General features: G+C 62.7%; 13 protein-coding genes. 1 reads left to right on the forward strand and 12 read right to left on the reverse strand.

Annotation, left to right across the window (positions count from 1 at the left end):
• Positions 1-24: 24 nt before the first annotated feature.
• The 12 genes from ECTOBSL9_RS13765 to ECTOBSL9_RS13820 form a co-directional block, all read right to left on the reverse strand.
• A complete protein-coding gene (locus ECTOBSL9_RS13765) occupies positions 25-1,194 on the reverse strand; it encodes an HlyD family efflux transporter periplasmic adaptor subunit (protein ID WP_063465523.1) in 1,170 nt (389 codons plus the stop codon).
• Entirely contained in the window at positions 1,191-2,936 is a 1,746-nt protein-coding gene (locus ECTOBSL9_RS13770) for an ATP-binding cassette domain-containing protein (RefSeq protein WP_063465524.1), read from the reverse strand. Before ECTOBSL9_RS13770 ends, ECTOBSL9_RS13765 begins: the two co-directional genes overlap by 4 nt.
• Positions 2,933-4,063 carry a TolC family protein gene (locus ECTOBSL9_RS13775; protein ID WP_063465525.1) on the reverse strand — a complete coding sequence of 377 codons (1,131 nt, stop codon included), beginning with the start codon at positions 4,061-4,063 and terminating at the stop codon, positions 2,933-2,935. Before ECTOBSL9_RS13775 ends, ECTOBSL9_RS13770 begins: the two co-directional genes overlap by 4 nt.
• 758 nt (positions 4,064-4,821) lie before the next feature.
• Positions 4,822-5,262: a low molecular weight protein-tyrosine-phosphatase gene (locus ECTOBSL9_RS13780; protein ID WP_063465526.1), complete on the reverse strand. Its 441-nt coding sequence runs from the start codon at positions 5,260-5,262 to the stop codon at positions 4,822-4,824.
• 31 nt (positions 5,263-5,293) lie between these two features.
• Entirely contained in the window at positions 5,294-6,571 is a 1,278-nt protein-coding gene (locus tag ECTOBSL9_RS13785) for an HlyD family type I secretion periplasmic adaptor subunit (RefSeq protein WP_063466215.1), read from the reverse strand.
• Positions 6,572-6,602: 31 nt separating this feature from the next.
• The gene (locus ECTOBSL9_RS13790; protein WP_063465527.1) at positions 6,603-8,753 is read right to left on the reverse strand and encodes a type I secretion system permease/ATPase; all 2,151 of its coding nucleotides are present in this window, start codon (positions 8,751-8,753) and stop codon (positions 6,603-6,605) included.
• Positions 8,746-10,125: a TolC family protein gene (locus ECTOBSL9_RS13795; protein ID WP_168161571.1), complete on the reverse strand. Its 1,380-nt coding sequence runs from the start codon at positions 10,123-10,125 to the stop codon at positions 8,746-8,748. Before ECTOBSL9_RS13795 ends, ECTOBSL9_RS13790 begins: the two co-directional genes overlap by 8 nt.
• A 236-nt stretch (positions 10,126-10,361) precedes the next feature.
• Entirely contained in the window at positions 10,362-11,615 is a 1,254-nt protein-coding gene (locus ECTOBSL9_RS13800) for an IS256 family transposase (RefSeq protein ID WP_063466214.1), read from the reverse strand.
• Between the two features lie 582 nt (positions 11,616-12,197).
• A complete protein-coding gene (locus tag ECTOBSL9_RS13805) occupies positions 12,198-12,818 on the reverse strand; it encodes a flagellar brake protein (RefSeq protein ID WP_063465529.1) in 621 nt (206 codons plus the stop codon).
• 373 nt (positions 12,819-13,191) lie between these two features.
• The gene (locus ECTOBSL9_RS13810; RefSeq protein ID WP_063465530.1) at positions 13,192-14,178 is read right to left on the reverse strand and encodes an ATP-binding protein; all 987 of its coding nucleotides are present in this window, start codon (positions 14,176-14,178) and stop codon (positions 13,192-13,194) included.
• Entirely contained in the window at positions 14,156-15,541 is a 1,386-nt protein-coding gene (locus tag ECTOBSL9_RS13815; protein WP_063465531.1) for a PAS domain-containing protein, read from the reverse strand. The genes ECTOBSL9_RS13810 and ECTOBSL9_RS13815 overlap by 23 nt, the downstream gene beginning before the upstream one ends.
• Positions 15,542-15,714: 173 nt before the next feature.
• A complete protein-coding gene (locus tag ECTOBSL9_RS13820) occupies positions 15,715-16,638 on the reverse strand; it encodes a response regulator (protein ID WP_063465532.1) in 924 nt (307 codons plus the stop codon).
• Between the two features lie 386 nt (positions 16,639-17,024).
• Here ECTOBSL9_RS13820 and ECTOBSL9_RS13825 point away from each other — a divergent pair, with 386 nt between their 5' ends.
• The gene (locus ECTOBSL9_RS13825) at positions 17,025-17,282 is read left to right on the forward strand and encodes a hypothetical protein (RefSeq protein WP_063465533.1); all 258 of its coding nucleotides are present in this window, start codon (positions 17,025-17,027) and stop codon (positions 17,280-17,282) included.
• Positions 17,283-17,290 lie beyond the last annotated feature (8 nt).

Raw genomic sequence — 17,290 nt, forward strand, 5'->3', positions numbered from 1 at the left:
CCGGGCGCCAACGCATGCAGCGCGCTAACGCTCACCAAAGGACTGACTGATGCCGCGGGTAATGGGCTTGGTCAGGAAACCGAGCACGGTATTCTCGCCGGTCTTGATCTCCACCGTTGCCGTCATGCCGGGCTGCACGCGCACCGGATTGGGTCCAAGGCCGACAAGATCCTTGCCCTCCATGACCACGTGAACCCGATAATGGGGTTCCTCATCGCGAGCTCGGTTGGTCTCGTCTTCCAGTGTGTCGGCGCTGATGAACTGGACAGTGCCGGGAAAGGCCCCGTAGATCATGAAGTCGTAGGCATCGAGCTTGACGTTGGCCTCGAGTCCCGGGCGTACATAGGCAATATCCATTGGCCTGACCCGCGCCTCGATCACGAAATCGTCTTCGACGGGTACGATCTGCATGATCTCCTCTCCGGAGCCCACGACGGCTCCACGGGTGGTGATGCGGACGTTTCGCACCACGCCATCCATGGGGGCAATGATTTCGGTGTTCTGCAGCACCTCGCGATGCTGCACCAGCAGCTGCTGAAGAGCCTCGAGTTGCTCCTGCGCCTGGGAGAGCTCCTGCTGGACCTCCTGGAAATACTGGTGGCGGCGGGTCACGATCTTGCCCCGGGTGTCAGCCCGTTGACGCTGCAGGCGCAGGATCTCGACCTGGCTGACGTCGCCCGTGGCGCGCAGCGGCTCAGTCAGTTCCAGTTCGTCATCGATGATGGCGAGGATGTCCTGCTGCACCTGGATGTCCGTCGCGAGGCTCTGCTGGCGGCGCTGAAAAAGATGGCGGTGGTTGGCGAGGATCTCCGGGTACTCGGCCAGCCAATCCGGGAAATCAGGCTCTGTGCCCATGATCTCGGCGCTCAGCCGGGACACGGCGGCAGTCTGCGCGGCAACCTTGGCTCGGGTTTCGAGAAACAGCGCCTCGGTACGAGTGCGATCCAGTCGCACCAGGACATCTCCCGCACGCACCAGGTCGCCTTCGCGCACCAGGATCTCGCTCACGCGGGCGGGATCCATGGACTGGATGACCTGATTGCGGGCGCTGGGTATGACCGTGCCCTGTACGCGAGTGATCTGGTCGATGGTGGCCCAGGCGGCCCAGGAAAGGAAGGCAACCAGAGTCGCGGCGACCAAGGGAATCAGCAGCCTTGACGACCGGCTGGCGGCAGATGTTTCAAGGGGAGTCATGCGACTTGCCTCTTGCTTGGTGCATCGGACACCTTTTTCTTGCTACTCAGATCAGCCATCACCTGCTCACGCGGTCCGTCCATCACCAGCCGGCCATTGGCAAACACAAGCAGCCGATCCATCATCGGCAACAGGGCGGTCTTGTGAGTGGAGACCACCAACGTCCTGCCCTGCTCGCCCAGGCCCTCGATCAGCTTGACGACTCGAGCCTCGCTGATCGTGTCCATGGAGGCAGTGGGCTCATCGAGCAGAAGCACATCAGCGGGCGTGAGCAGCAAGCGTGTGAGCCCGATCAGCTGGCGCTGGCCACCGGAGGTTCCTCGCCCCCCTTCGCTGATGGGCAGTCCCAGGCCCATGGGGTGGCTGTTGATCAGCTCGATCAGTCCGGTCTTGCGCGCCGCCTCGAGAATCACCTCGTCGCCAGGATCAGGCAAGCCTCGCAGCACATTCTCCCGCAGAGTGCCCTTGATGAGCCTCAGATCCTGAGGCAGGTAGGTCACCAGTTCGCGCAGGCGCTGCTGCTGGATATGCACCATGTCCAACCCGCCCAGATAGACCTGTCCTGCCTTGGGCCTGTAAAGCCCCGAGGCAACCTTGAGCAGCGTCGACTTGCCGGAGCCAATGGCGCCGATCACGCCCACCTTCTGACCTGCGGGAATCTCCAGCCTGGCCAGCTCCAGGGCCAGCTGGGTGTTCTCTCCATAGCTGAACTCGATGCGCTCCAGACGCAGACTGCTCTCGACCACTTCCGGATTGAGGGTGCGCTCCTGCTCATCCTCCTCATTGGGCAGGCTCATCAGCTGGTCGAGGTTCTTGAGCGCGCTCCTGGCGTGGGACCACTGCACGAGCACCGAGGGGAAGCGGGCAATGGGACCCAGGGCACGCTGGCTGATGATGCTGCAGGCGATCAGCGCGCCCATGCTGAGCTGTCCCTGCACGGCGAGAATGGCGCCGAAGGCGATCAGCACCACATAGCTGAACTGCTGCAGCGAGGCGGTGACGTTGGAGGATAACGCTGAGGCGGCCTTGATGCGGTCGTCGTCATCACCTGCCTTGAACAGTAGATCTCGCCACTGCTGCTGAAGTCCCGACTCGTTGGTGGTGGCCTTGATGTTCTCGACCCCATCGATGGCCTCCACCAGCAAGCCAGCCTTCTGATTCTGGTGACCCTGGCTGGCGGCAATGGCGCGTCCGACGCGAAACTGGCAGGCGATACCAATCACCAGCGCCAGCGGCACGAGCACCAGGGGCACGATGGCGAGTGGTCCACCGATGAAGGCAATCACCCCGATGAAAAACAGGGCAAAGGGCACATCGGCCAGGACAAACAACGTGGAAGAGCCAAGCACCCCGCGCACATACTCCAGCCCCTTGAGCTGAGCGGCGAGAGTGCCGAGCGAAGGCGGCCTGGCTTCCATGCGAATGTTCTGGGCGCGACGGAAGAACCAGTCCGAGAGCTCGATGTCGATCCGTGTGCCTTCCTTGTCCAGCAGGTGACTGCGCACCTGCTTGAGCAGCAGGTCAAAGAGCAGCGCCACCGTGACACCGGCGGCGAGCACGAAGAGGGTCTCGAAGCCGGTGTGGGGAATCACCCGGTCATAAACCTGCATGGTGAACAGCGCGGTGGCCAGCGCCAGCATGTTGATCACCAGCGTGGCAAACAGGGCGTCCCGGTAGATCCCCTTGCGACGCCCCAGGGTCTGCCAAAGGATGTCGATGGCGCGTCTTGGTTTGTTTGTCATGACTGGGGATCTCTGGCATCGGTGTCGGGCGCCAGGAGCAGGGCGGCCGCACTTCCGGTCAGGTCGGCGAGTCGCCAGGTGGCACGGAAGACATCTGAGCGGGCATCCTCGACGGCCAGCCCGGCGCTGCTGGCCTCGCGTACCGCGTTCATCAGGTCGAGCCAGGACTTCTGGCCGATGGCATACTGACGGTTGTAGGAGGCCGAGACCCGCTCGGCGCTCAACCGGGTCTGCTCGGCGCTCTGCAGGCGCAGCTGGGCGGACTCGCGCTGGTGCCAGAGATCCGCAACCTCGCTGCGCAGCTCACGCACGGCCGCCTCGCGCTCCTGCCCCAGACTCTGCGCCCGTGAGGAGGCAGCCTCAATGCTGGCCACGGTAGAGAAACCGGCGCCGAAGTTGGATTCCAGAACCATCAGCAGTCGGGTGTCGGAGCGCTCAGTGGCAACGATGTCGCTTCCGCGATTCTCGCGTTGCTCCAGCCTCAACGCCAACGTGGGAAAGTGGGCCGCTCTTTCCCCGCGGGTATCGGCCCTGGCGGCCTTCTGCTGAAAACCCAGCCGTGCCAGCTGGGGTGAATGATTCAGGGCTTCGCGCTGAGCTTCGTCAAGTTCAGCGACGGAAATCAGGGCCCCGCTGACGGAAGCCAGTTGCACTGCCCTCACTTCCTGGCCGGAGAGTTCGGAGAGTTGAGCGAGACTCGACCGCAGCGACTGAGCAATCGCCGTGCGTTCGGCAATCGCCTGAGCCAGACGCGAGCTGGCAAGCTCCAGATCCGCCTGAGGGCTGGCCATCTGGCGCACTCGCCGCTCGATCATCTGCTGCAGGCTGCGCAGCTCATCAACATTCCGGGTAGCGATCTCGAGTTGGGCCTTGCGCCGGCTCGCCTCGGCATAGGCATCGATGACCCGCTGCAGGACATCCTGGCGCACGCCCCCTACCTGCTCCCGTGAGGCTTCCAGGCGTGACTCAGCCGCATCGATGCCCGCCATGATGCGGCCGCCAGTCCACAGCGGCTGCTGCAGGCTGAGCACGGCCTGAGTAGTGTCGTCGTCACTGCTGGCTTGCAGGCCTGGCGTGGGGAAACGCTGCCAGGCGGCCGCATTGCGATCCGCGCGCGCGGCGTCCAATTGACTCAGGCTCGCGGTCACGCTTGGGTATTGGCGAAGCGCCGCTTCGGCCAATGCCTCAAATGACCACTGAAACGGCAACTGATCACCGCCGCGCGGTGAAGCGGCGACTGCTGGAGTCACCGCAAACGTCGTGGCGAAGAAAAAAATACCCGAAAGCAGGGTCAAGGCCTGGCCCGTCCTGCCCGGAATCCGCCCCACGGCCGCCCGGTCATCTGACATGGCCGTACCAGGCTCGCCACCATGAGCCATACCTATACATTTCGGGAGGAATCGAATAAGCATGTTCGACCATCACTAGCATGTGCGAGTTATAGATAGAGGGCGGGCTAAATCACCAGGGGCGGCAGAATGCGATCTTCACTGACGCAGGAGAGAACGACGCCTCAAACGGGTCAGGCCACAACTGCCTGCACGCCGTGAAATTTCTTCCAGCGCTGGAATCGCTGATCCTTGAGCAGTTCCATGCCGTTCCCGTCAGGCATGGGACGCTTGAATGACGACATGGCGGCTCTCGGGGGCAACGATCATACTCGTGTCATTACAACACTCTGCCCAGCCACGGGCCTCAGAGATGGAACCAAAATGGATGCAATCATCCGCTGGCGCGATCCCTGGTGAATTGGACCACTTCACGTACTTCATTGGTCAGATTGGCGACGACGACATCAATATCGGGCTTGGCAGTGTCACTGTAGGCAGCAGCTCGCCTGGCTGTCGCCTGATGAATGATCACCGCTGCAGTTACGGCTGTAGTACTAAGCCGCCACCCAGCGCCGCGACAAGGCCTGGGTGGCCAGTTCGATCTGCTCCAATGCACGAACGAAGGCGCTGTAGCCACGGCCATAAGGGTCATCCACTTCACCGCCCTGCCAATGCCCCAGGAGGAACACCCGCCCACGGGCAAAAGGCGCCCGCAGGAAGATATCCTGACGTTGCCAGTGCTCCATCACCAGCACCAGATCCGCGTCACGCAAATCCTCCACCCCAACCCCTCTGGGCACATGTTGGCGTGGGTCGCCGTAACCATGCTCGACCAGCACCTCCTGCGCCAGCGGATCCATCCCGGACGCCCAGGGCGGCACACGCAACCCGGCGGAAGTCACGCGGGCCGCCGGCAGCGCGGAAGCCAGCACCACCTCCGCCATGGGACTGCGACAGATATTGGCCGTACAAACCACCAGCACTTTTTCCTGCATTGCGTCGATCACCCTGTTCAAAGCTGCCATCTCAATCACGAAAGGCCCGGTCACGTACTTTCACCACGGGCTCCAGAAGGTAGGCCAGCACGCTGCGCTGCCCCCCCAGGATATGTACCTCGGCCACCATGCCGGGGATGATGTCCAGCGGACGCTCATCGGCATCGTAAAGGTGCCCCTCGGTGCGCACTCGCACCGGATAAAGCAATTCATCCATCCCCTGAACCTCCACCGCATCAGCGCCGATGGTGACCAGTTCCCCGTCCAAAGCCCCGTAACGGGCAAAATCGTAGGCGGTGATCTGCACCCGCACTGGCTGGCCCGGGTAGAGAAACCCGATGTCACGGGGGTGGATATGGGCCTCCACCAGCAGAGCATCATCGGCAGGCACCACGTCCACCAAGGGATCACCGGGACGCGCCACCCCACCCAAAGTGGACACATGCAACTGGTTCACCACCCCCGCCACGGGCGAACGGATACGGGTACGCTCCACCTGGTCCGCCTTGGCCGGTAGCACCTTCTCCAGTTCTGAAGCCTCGCCGGTGGCCAGGCTCAGATCGGCCAGCGCCTGGGTCCGAAAAGCCTGGCGCAGGGCCTGCTTGCGATCGTCCACTTCCTCGATCGACGCCTCCAGACGCTCCAGGGCTGCGCCGATGCGCTCGCGCTCGCCTCGCAGCTCGTTCAACGTGCGACGGATCTGCAGCAGCGACAGTTCAGGCTCAAGACCCCGCTCCACCAGCGGCTGGATGAGATCCCGCTCCACCTGGGCCAGCAGGATGCCCGACCGCACCGTGCGCAGCGCCACCTGCTGCTCGGCATACTCCTGTTCACGCTGCCGGCGCTGCCCCGTCAACACCCGCAACTCCGCATCCAGCTCCGCACGGCGCCCCGCGAACAAGCGCGTTTCGCTGGCCACCACATCGGCCGCCTGGGACACCACCTGCGGAGTGAATTCAAGCGGCGTATCGACAATCTCCGCGCGCAGCCGCTGCATCCTCGCCTGCAACGTGTGATAGCGCTGCAGGCTCTCCTCGTAGCCCCCCTCCAGCACGCCGCCGCCGAGCACCAGCAGCACATCGCCGGCCTCCACCCGTTCGCCCCTGGCCACGCGAATTTCCTGAACAACCCCACCCTCCAGGCTTTGCACCACCTGCAGACTGCGTGAGGGCACCACCTTGCCCTGGCCGCGAGTGACCTCATCAATCTCGGTCACATGGGCCCACACCAGGGCAGTGACCAGAAAAAGCAGGATCACGCCCAGCAGCACACTGCCGCTCAGCGAGCGACCCAGGCCACGATCACCCATCAAGCTATCGAAACCATCGCCGCCCGCCACGCTAAGGAACCCTCACCTTGCTCGGCACGGGGACGGCCGATGCCGTTCGCCCAGTGGTCAACACTCGCTCCCGGGGCCCGTCAGCCACCACCCGACCTTCATCCAGAACGATCACCCGATCCACCAGTGCCAACAGACTGGTTCGGTGGGTCACCAGCACCAGGGTGCGATCCGCCGACAAATCCGCCAGCCGTTCGATCACCCCCTTTTCGGTCTCCACATCCATGGCGCTGGTGGGTTCATCCAGCAACAGGATGCGCGGATCGCCCACCAGCGCCCGAGCCAGACACACCAGTTGACGCTGCCCCCCGGAGAGGCCCTCGCCGCGCTCTCCCACCACCAGGTCATAGCCCATGGGGTGCGCGGCCAGAAACTCATGAGCCCCCGCCAGGCGCGATGCCGCCAGAATGCGCGCGTCATCGGCATGAGGGTTGCCCACAGCGATGTTCTGACGCACCGTGCCGCTGAACAGCCACGCCTCCTGCAGCACGCTGCCCACGTGTCGACGCAGGTCGGCCGGGTCCAGCTGGCGAATATCGTTGCCACCCACCCGCACCGAGCCCTGGTCGGGCTCGTGAATGCCCAGCAGCAGACGTGCCAGGGTGCTCTTGCCAGACCCCACCCGCCCCAGCAAGGCCACCCGCTCGCCCGGCTCGATCAACAGGTTCACCCCCTTGAGGGCTGGCTGGCTCTGACCCGGGTAGGTAAAGCTCACCTCCTGGAACTCGATCCGGCCCTGCAAATCCGGGCGGCTGAGGAAGCGCCGCCCCACAGGACGCTCACTGGGCAGATTCATGAGCTGGTCGATGGCCCGGTAGGACTGACGAGCCTGGTTGATGCGGGTCATGGTCTGTGCCAGTTGCGCCAGCGGGGCAAGAATGCGCCCGGTGAGAATCACGGCGGCAATCATGGCCCCCATGGAAATCACCCCGTCGGCAATCAGGAACACGCCGAACACAACGATCCCCACCTGGGCACCCTGCTGAGTGAAGGCAGTGGTGTTAAGGGCAAACTGCTGGATCGCCCGGGCACGCCGGCCGGTGCCCGACTGGTGCCACACACTCTCTTCCCAGCGTTCACGCACCAGCGGACCGGCCCCGGTGGCCTTGATGGTCTCCAGCCCGGATACCGCCTCCACCAAAACGCCCTGCTTGTTGCGACCCTGCTCGAAGGCATCCCGGGAGATGCGCGCCAGGAAGGGCTGCAAGGCCAGCCCCATGAGCAACACCAGCGGCACCGCCAGCAGCGGCACGATGAACAGCGGCCCACCAATGAGATAGATCACCCAAATGAACAGGAGGATGAATGGCAGGTCCACCAGGGCCACCAACGAAGCCGAAGCGAAGAAATCGCGCAGCGTCTCGAACTCCCGCAGGGTGTTGGCAAAACCACCCGCCGAGCCCCGGCGCGCGCTCATGCGCAGATTCAGCACATGATCAAAAATGCGGCGCCCCATGCGGATGTCCGCCTTCTGGCCGGCCTGCTCAATAAAGGCGGCGCGCAAGGTCTTCACCACAAAATCGAACACCAGCGCAATACCCACCCCCACGGTCAGCGCCAGCAGGGATTCCACAGCCTCGTTGGGCAACACCCGGTCGTACACCACCATGATGAACAGCGCCGTGGACAGGCCCAGGAAGTTGGTGAGTGCCGCCGCCAGCATCACCTGCACGTAGGTCCAGCGATTGCTGGACAGCGCACTCCAGAACCAATGCCCGCCGCTGCCCGGCGAGACATCCCCGCCCGCTTCGGCGCGCGGGCGCGGTCGCAGGGCAATCACCCGCCCATGGCTCAGAGCTTGCAGTTCGGCCAGGCCCCGCTCCACGGGCGTATCGCCGAACAACGGATCGAACACCACCCCACGATCACCACCCTGTCGTGACAGCACCACCACAGCGCGCCCCTGCCCTAGCAACACGACCGCCGGCAGGGCATCGGCTGGCAGCGAAGTCAGATCACGGCGCCCCACCGCCGTGATCAGCCCAAAGCGCTCCGCAGCCTCCAGGAAGGCCGTTTCATCCATGCCCGGATCCAGGCCCACCTTGCCAGCACGCACCGCCCCGGCCGACACGGGCATATCGAAGTGGCGCGCCAGGAACAACAGGCACCGCTCCAGGTCCGCGCTGCCAGCCTCACCCACGCACTCAGTCATCCCGATCCACCAGCGTCACCTCGGGAATCTGGAGCGCACGGAGCAACTGGCCTGCCAGGGCCAGCTGACGAAACCCGGCCAGGTCAAGCTCCAGACGCAAATCCATCACGCGCAAGGAGGACTGAAACAAATCCCGCTGAGCATCCAGCAGGTCCGTCAGGCTGCGTCGCCCAATGGTGAACTGATCCTCATAGACCCGAACCGCCTCCCGATCAGCCTGAAACGCCCGATACTGCGCCTGGAGTTCTGCCTCGAGAGCCTGCACATCGCTCCGGGCGTTTCGCCAGCGGCGCACAAACTCACGCTCAAGGGCCTGTTGCTCCCAGCGGGACTGCCATTCCCGCTCCCGCGCCTGGGACACACGCGCACCGGGGGCGCCACCACCGTAGAGCGGGTAATCCAGATGAAAGATCAAGGCCAGGTCCGAATCACCTCGATCACTGCGATCCACGTCGAAGCGACGCCCCTCCAGATTCACGCGCAACTGTGGCCATCGCTCCCCCGCCAACGCCCGCCCCTCCGCGCGACTGGCCGCGACCCGGGACGCCGCCTCGCGCAGGGCTGGATGATCATCCAGCGTTACCCGCAAGAGATCCGGATCGTGGGACAACAGATCAAGACCGGGCGGAGACAAGGTCTTCGCCCGATTGAAGAACCATTCCTCGTAAACAGCGGCCGCGCGCTCCAGGCGACCTTCCAGGGCAACCAGACGGGCCCGGGCATCCGCCACGCGACCATCGGCCCTGAGTAAATCGGCCCGTGAACCCACGCCCCCTTCCACCCGTTCCTGCACGCGGTCACGAATCGCTTGATGACGATCCAGGTTGTGACCTGCAAGGGCCTGCTGAGCCTGGTAACGGGCCAGATCGTAATAAACACCCACGGCTTCCAGGGCCAGCTCCGCGGTCAGGGCGCGGGCATGCCACTCCTGTGCCGACAGATGTTCGCGGGCGGCCTGCAGATGGCCCGCCGAGGCGCCAAAGTCATACAACCGCTGCGATACGCTGATCACCGCATCCACCCGCGAGCCGCTATCAAAAGCACGTTGATCAGTGGCCGACAGACTGCTGCGCTGTTCCAGGCCCAGGCGCACACTCGGCAGACGATCTGCACGGACCTCGCGCACCCGATGGCTCAACTCCGCCCCACGGGCGGTTTCCCGCCTCAACGCCGGGCGCAACTGCACAGCAGTGGCCACTGCCTCTTGCAGGACCGCCACTGCCTCGGTCCGGGCCGCCGCCTCTGGCGCATCCGACCATATCCGCACCTGTTCGGACCACCCATCAGGCTCAGCCTGGGTCTGGGCCGGCAAGGCTGGCAACAGCAACACAACGAGGAATTGAAACCATTTGAGGGGTTTTGGGAAAGCCACATTTTCTCCCGGGCACAACACAAGGGCGCTCACCGGATTGCCGGAGAATGGCTCGCCACCTGAAAACACGACCCTTGAGATTAGAGGATGCAAGACGGGGACTCACCCACAATCCCCTCCATTACGGTTGCATTGCGCACCCCGTGCCAGGCAACGCATTCAAGTCAGCAAAGCCGCGCTCAGGAAGCACGACATCCCCTGCAAACCGAGTTATTGTCAAATCTGGTGTACGGCGGTCAGGCGGCCTTCCTGTCTGACTGATCGATTACTTGCTCTCCGTCCTGGAACTTGACGTTGTTGACGACCAGTTCCAGTTTCTGGAAATGCTTGATGCGTCTCCAGCGCTTCTGGGCACTCTGGAGCAGCTTGAATACCATCGCCAATGTCGTCGCCCGGGATCCGCAGCTCCGGCTGCGCTTGGTCCGCAGGCGAACCGTGGAGAAGGTCGATTCCACCGGGTTGGTGGTTCGGATGTGCACCCAATGCTCCGCAGGGTAATCGTAAAATGCCAGCAGCTCATCCCGATCCTTTGCCAGGCAGGCCATCGCCTTGGGGTACTTGGCCTCGAAGCATTTCAGGGTGCGATCAAAGGCCTGGTGAGCCATTTCTCGGGTCTGCGCCATCCAGATTTCCTGGAGATCGGACTTGACCTTGGGCTGCACCGACTTGGGCAGCTTGTTGAGCACATTCGCTGTCTTGTGGACCCAGCAGCGCTGATGGTCCGTCTGTGGATAGATCTTGCTCAGCGCTGCCCAGAAACCCATGGCACCGTCGCCCACAGCCAACTTGGGGCCGGTGGTGAGGCCGCGCTCCCGCAAGTGGGTCAGCAGCGCCTCCCAGCTATCCGCCGACTCACGGAAGCCATCCTCGACAGCCACCAGCTCCTTGCGGCCATGCTCCGTGACCCCGATGATCACCAGCAGGCACAAGCGGTCATCCATGCGCACCTTGCTGTAGATGCCGTCAGCCCACCAGTAGACGTAGCGGCGGTCTGACAGGTCCTGCTGCCGCCACGCTGTGTGCTCATCCTCCCACTGCTTCTTGAGCCGTGAAACCGTGTTGGCCGAGAGCCCCTTGGCCTTCTCACCCAGCAATGCCCTCAGGGCCTCCTGGTAGTCCCCGGTGGAGACCCCCTTCAGGTAGAGCCAGGGGATCAACTCCTCAACGCTGCGAGCCCGCTTCAGGTAGGGCGGCAGCAGACTGCTGTTGAAGCAGGCGCCACCGCCACTGCGGTCACGCACCTTGGGCACCTGGACGCTGACATCACCGATCCCGGTCTGCACCGTGCGCTCGGGCAGGTAGCCATTGCGAACCACCGCCTGGCGCCCATCGTCGAGGCGCTGCTCGGCATACTGCGCCAGGAAAGTGGCCAGTTCGGCCTCGACCGCCTGGGCAATCAGGTCGCGGGCACCCTGGCGCAGCAGCTCGTGCAGCGGATCCGTGGCCTGCGGTTCTGGTTGTGAAACAGCTTGAAGGGTAGACTTGGTCATGGCGTATCCGCTTTTGTTGATTGAGATCTTGGTCGTGATCAATCAACAGGATACGCCACCTTCACTTCCTCCCCCCATACACCAGATCTGAGCTTAACTCTGCAAACCTTGCCGCGCATCCAGACTGGACCCTTTCCCATTACGGGGAAAACGACTGTCTCGATACTCTGGAGGAGAACAAGAGTGTGGGCCCAATGGCCTTCTGCCTCACGCGCTCTCACGAGGGCCTTATCAGGCACGCTCAAAGAGCGGAACTGTGATCCGTTCCGTACTACCCGCCGAGCAACCCATTAGATTTTCTTCTGCGGGGGCACTTAAGGGGGAGAATGTAAAAATCACCTTTGGGGAGAAGAGTCTTGATCCTTCAGACTGACATCTCGCCCGAGAAATCTGCTGCTGCACATTAGGCCATTTGGGTCTGTGCTGTGAGTTATTGTCAAATCTGGTGTACGACGGTCAGGCGGCGTTCCTGTGCTGTGCGTTCCCTTCTAAATCGCTACGCCAGCCAACTACCCGGAAGTGAGCCGGGACTAAAGTGGAAACCGAGCAAGTCAACCTCAAAAATTCTCACCAATAGACGGTTTAGCTGAGCAAACGGCATTTCGCCATCTGGATGCGTTCAAGTTGGCGAATCATGAGGCTGAGGCGTCGATCCTGGGGCCCTGTGAGGGGTGTCCAGCGCAGTCCCAGCAGGACGGTGGATGCCTGCTCGCGACGACTCATTCGGGCCAGGTGGGCAGTGAATTGTCCTTCAAGCGGACTCCCGCCGTCCGATTCCAGCCAGATCGCCACTCTGATCTCGGCGTGGGTGGGCACATCAGGCATGTGATCCGCTTCCAGTCCCATGCCCGTAAAAGACAGGTCCGAAAGCCCGCATGACACATGCCCCAGTCCGGGCAGCCGGATCGTACACCTGGCATCGATCCCGGAGGGCACGCCAATACGCACGTATTCGCGCCGCTCCGTCACATGCATCACCCTGGGCGCCAGCAGTGTGAGCTGAGACCTGGGACCGGACCCCGTCGGCAGTGATTGCGCCTGCTGCACCACGGAGGAAAAAGAGATCGAGCGACCATCCAGTTGCACAAAAACCGCAACCGGCTCCCCCGTGTTGGCAGAAAATCCGTTGGCACCAGAGGCGCCATCTTCCAGGCGAACCTGCGCTGAAAACTTGTCCACATTCATCAAGCGCAGGAATCGCATGTTCCCGGCCACGGCCTTGGCGCAAGGCTTTACCCGGGCGCATCGACCGCGCGCCCTCCCCTCCCGGCACATGGGACACACCCCCATGCGAACCCCTCGGGCCCAACCTCGTTCCAGTGCAGAAAAAACATCCCTGAACCCACGGAGGTGGGTCACACGGGCTGTGTCCTGATGATGCAGAGCTTCCATGTGTTCAATCCGTAGGGTGACCTCGGCGGGCAGAGGGGGTTTATGGGTGGCCAATTGGCGCTGTGTGGCAACATCAATTCCATCCAACTACCAAGGTTACCCGCTAAATCGGGGCATCGGGCCGGGATTGCTCCGAAATGAATCATTTTGTGACTGCGGCACAAGCGGCGACTGTTGATGGGGGTCAATCCTGAAGCCAGCGCACCAGCAGACTCCGGAGCTCCTTGCGGGTGTAGGGCTTGCTGAGGTGGTCGTCCATGCCTGCCAGGCTGTAGCCCCGAACGTCTTCCTTGAGCACGGCGGCCGTCAGGGCAATGATGGGAGTGCGCCGTTCGGCGGGTTCCTGCTCACGGATGCGGCGTGCAGCCTCCAGCCCCGTCATCAGGGGCATCTGACAATCCATGAGGATGAGCTCAAAGCGCTCGGCACTGGCCAGGCGGACCGCGGCCTCGCCATCGCCCGCGCAGGTGACCCGATGCCCGAACGACTCGAGGGTTTCGCCCACCATCTCCAGAATCTCGGGGTTGTCATCCACCACCAGGATGTGAGCACTTCTCATCCTGGCCTTTGTGAGGCTGCCCCCTGGGTTTTCCTGCACGGGCGTTGCAGGTAACCGGGCAACGGGTAACTGCAGTTCCATGGTGAGGGTGGTGCCCTCCCCCTCCTGGCTCTCCACACGGATCTGACCGTCCAGGGCCTGGATCAGGTTGTGCACGATGGCCAGCCCCAGGCCTGTTCCACCGGGACGCGTCGGGCCTTGATGAGACTTGTAGAATGGCTCGAACACACGCTCCAGCACCTGGGCACTCATGCCCACGCCCGTATCCGAGACCTGTATGTGGATACGATGTAACGCATCGTCGTCACCTTTACGCCGGTCTGCCCAGGCGCGCACGGTGATGCGACCGTGCTCGGTGAATTGGTTGGCATTGCCCACCACGTTCGACACGACCTGCCTGAGGCGCAGGGCATCCACCCATACACCTTCGGGTACGGAGGGATCGATATCCACAACCAATCGATTGCCCCGCCCGCGTACCACACCATCCATGAGTTCCAGGCTCTGACGCAGCAGGCCCGGCAGGTTCACTGCCTCGGGATTGAGCGTGATCTGCCGTCCCGCCTCGGATTCACTGAAATCCAGAATGTCATTGATGATGCCTCGCAGCATCTCGCAGCATCTCGCAGGAACGGCGCAGTGCGGTGACATAGCGATGCTGACGCTCGTCCAGGGAGGTTTCCATCAGGGTTTCGATCAGGCCCAGCATGGCGGTGAGGGGTGTGCGTACCTCATGGCTGGTCATGGCCATGAACAGGCTCTTGGCCTGGTTGGCCCTCTCGGCCTCCTCCTTGGCCTGCATCAGGGCCAGCTCCGCCTGCTCCAGGGAGGAGATGTCGATGGATACTCCCAGGCTGGAGCCCTGGTCTTCCGGGTCAAAGGAGTAAATGGTGAGCAAGGAGGGAAAGCTCTCGCCCCCATGACGATTCAGACGCATGCGGCCCCGCCAGGCCTGCCCTGTCCGCAGGGTGGCCAGCATCTCCGGGAAGCGCGCCACGTCCTCTGGCTGATGCAGCATGGCCACGGGCTGGCCGATCGCTGCATCGCGCGCGTAGCCGAACAGGTTTTCGGCACCGGGGCTGAATTCGGAGATGACCGGTTGGCCCATGTCCGGATCGCTGCGGGTGATGATGAAGGCCACATCCTGACTGGCTTGAAAGATGGACTCCAGGGTGACCTGTTTTTGCTTCAGCTCGTGGATGTCCCGGCCCACGCCCAGGATCTCCACAATCTCGCCCCGCTCATCAAGGATGGCGCTATCTTCCCAGTGAAACCAGCGCCAGCCGTCCACCGTCATGGCCCGCTGTTCCACCTGGATGCGATGAGGGGGCTGCAAAAGCCCCTCCATGGCCCGGAGGGTGTCGGCGATATCGTCCTCATGAACCAGGGGAGCGAAGGAATGCCCTAGCAGTTCGTCGCGGGTCTTGCCAAAGGTGCGGCAGTAGGTATCGTTGACGAACAGCAATCGATTCTGGGCATCCACCCGCACGATCAGATCATGCTGGGACTCCACCAGGCTACGATAGCGCTGCTCGCCCTCTTTGGAGCGATAGCGTTCATACTGTGCCTCCACCAGCAGGCGCAGCGTGGTCTCAAGGGCGCGCAGCAGAGCCAGAACCCGATCGGCCTCGCCACTGCTCACCGCGCCCCTGCCGTCCAGGTGGGGTAGCTGGGCGATGAGCCAGAGCGGATCATCGCCCACGCCCAGTTCCATTCGCCAGCACACCTGTGTGCTGCGGGCCATGGCCTGCGTCACTGCCGACTCGCCCCGGCCCTCCCAAGGACGCCCCCAGGTCCACTCTATGTTCGTGTTCTCGGGTACGGAGCTGGCCAGAACCCTCGCATCCAGCTCACTCACCAGCGCCAGCCGGACAGAGGCCGCCTCGGCCAGGCCGGTCAGCACCTCTTTGAGGCGCGCCATGGGCATCAATGACTCAAGACAAAGCCCCTCCAGGGCGATATTGTTCTCCATCATTCAAGGATTCCCGATCAGCACGTTGGCGAGGCGGCCGTGGTTCATTCATAGGGTCCGACGACAGTGGGGCGAGATGCCCCACGCAAATACAGGGATATCATGCCTTGCGTGCTGTGGGCGCGGTCAATTGTTCCGAATCGCTCCCGAACTGGAAGCTTTGTGGTCACCCGACACTAGATGTCGAGCAGATGCTCCTGGGCACACTCCTCAAGGAATTGCTCCATGCGCAGTGCTGCGTCGTCCGTAAGCCAAAGGAACACCCGTCGCCGATCGCTGGGATCCCGCTCCTTGCGCACCAGCCCCCTGTTCACCAGCTCTTCCACATGCCGCAGGGCCGTCGTGAGGGGAATGCCCGAGCCCACCGCCAGGCTGGAGACGTAGTCAGGCCGCCCGGCCAGACGGGCGATCATCAGATCGATCAGGATGTTCCAGGTGGCGCCGTTGCACACATCGGGGTCGAAATAGCGACCGCGCAGCACGCGCGCTTCAGCTGCCCCGCGCAACAGACGATGCGTACCCGCTTCGGTGTGATCCTGGGCGGCGCGTGCGCCCTCACGGGTCACCGCACCCTGCATCGACTTCTCTCGCCCCGACTCCTGATCCGGGTCCACTTCCTCTTTCTCGGAGTGCAGGTAACGCAGACGCGATTCGATCTTGTTGAGCTGTCCGCGGGTGAGGTTCAACACCTCCCGGAACTGGCGTCTTTCCAGGTCCCTGCGCAAGGCTGTGCGAATCGCCTTGACGAACTCCTGCTCGCGAAACGGTTTGAAGAGGAAATCCGTCGCTTCCATCCGCAGCGCATGCTGGACATGATCCCGCGAGGCATAGCCGCTCATGAAAACAATTTCCACGCGCTCCTCCCCCTGATCACGCGTGAGGGCACGAACCAGATCCAGGCCATCCCAGCCGGGCATGCGCACATCCGACACCAGAACGCGGATGTCTCCATCCGCTTTGAGCATGTCCAGTGCCTTCTCCGGATTCACGGTGGTGATGGGAGCGAAACCGGCCCGGGAGGACATCGCGCTCAGCTCATCGAGGATGTCCGACTCGTCATCCAGTATGAGGATCTTGCATTCTTCATCCGAGATGGACATTTCCAGCCTCCTGCCTTGCTGCCGAAAAACAACGATGAAACGACCCGAGTGGTCCCTGCCATTGCCGACCGTTATCCCATGGCAGCGGTAACCCAACGACGCCCGTCACCCAAAATCATTCTGATTGGATCAGTTTAAAGCCGATGAGATGGGCGTTCATAGGCGAAACCGGGGCATTCACTCCAAATTCGAACCTTTTGTCTGAAACTTGAGGTTCACCCCATCGAAGTGGCAAGCCAGGTGAAAATCGGCATGCCTTTAATCCCCACGCCCGCGCGTACCCCGTCCGAAACGGAACCATTTCACGTTTTTTTTCTCCAGCCAAAACGGCACCTTATAGGCGGAGAGTGAACGATTCGACTCATGGTGAACAGGGGAGGTGTGTCATGGACAACGGAGTCCCGCGCTCCATAGAGGTCTATCGCGAGGTCAGCGAGATGGCGCCTTCATCAGTCCACGATGGCAGCCAGCCCGTCATGGTGGGCTATATCGCCAAAGTGCCCTATTCGGGTGATCAGGCGGCCATGCAGCACCTTTCAGAAACGTTGCCAGCACTGGTGACCCTCTGTGTGGTGGCCTTGGTCACCACCCTATCGGCCGCGCTGCTGGTCATTCTCATCACAGTCATGACGACGCTGACCTGAACCGGAGA

It is taken from the genome of Ectothiorhodospira sp. BSL-9 (assembly GCF_001632845.1).
Taxonomy (GTDB): domain Bacteria; phylum Pseudomonadota; class Gammaproteobacteria; order Ectothiorhodospirales; family Ectothiorhodospiraceae; genus Ectothiorhodospira.

Bases quoted from the DNA above. Each gene is read 5' to 3' on its own strand.
- ECTOBSL9_RS13765 (WP_063465523.1), bottom strand. From the start codon at position 1,194: ATGACTCCCCTTGAAACATCTGCCGCCAGCCGGTCGTCAAGGCTGCTG.
- ECTOBSL9_RS13770 (WP_063465524.1), bottom strand. From the start codon at position 2,936: ATGACAAACAAACCAAGACGCGCCATCGACATCCTTTGGCAGACCCTG.
- ECTOBSL9_RS13780 (WP_063465526.1), bottom strand. From the start codon at position 5,262: ATGCAGGAAAAAGTGCTGGTGGTTTGTACGGCCAATATCTGTCGCAGT.
- ECTOBSL9_RS13785 (WP_063466215.1), bottom strand. From the start codon at position 6,571: ATGGGTGATCGTGGCCTGGGTCGCTCGCTGAGCGGCAGTGTGCTGCTG.
- ECTOBSL9_RS13790 (WP_063465527.1), bottom strand. From the start codon at position 8,753: ATGACTGAGTGCGTGGGTGAGGCTGGCAGCGCGGACCTGGAGCGGTGC.
- ECTOBSL9_RS13800 (WP_063466214.1), bottom strand. From the start codon at position 11,615: ATGACCAAGTCTACCCTTCAAGCTGTTTCACAACCAGAACCGCAGGCC.
- ECTOBSL9_RS13805 (WP_063465529.1), bottom strand. From the start codon at position 12,818: ATGCGATTCCTGCGCTTGATGAATGTGGACAAGTTTTCAGCGCAGGTT.
- ECTOBSL9_RS13810 (WP_063465530.1), bottom strand. From the start codon at position 14,178: ATGCTGCGAGGCATCATCAATGACATTCTGGATTTCAGTGAATCCGAG.
- ECTOBSL9_RS13815 (WP_063465531.1), bottom strand. From the start codon at position 15,541: ATGATGGAGAACAATATCGCCCTGGAGGGGCTTTGTCTTGAGTCATTG.
- ECTOBSL9_RS13820 (WP_063465532.1), bottom strand. From the start codon at position 16,638: ATGTCCATCTCGGATGAAGAATGCAAGATCCTCATACTGGATGACGAG.
- ECTOBSL9_RS13825 (WP_063465533.1), top strand. From the start codon at position 17,025: ATGGACAACGGAGTCCCGCGCTCCATAGAGGTCTATCGCGAGGTCAGC.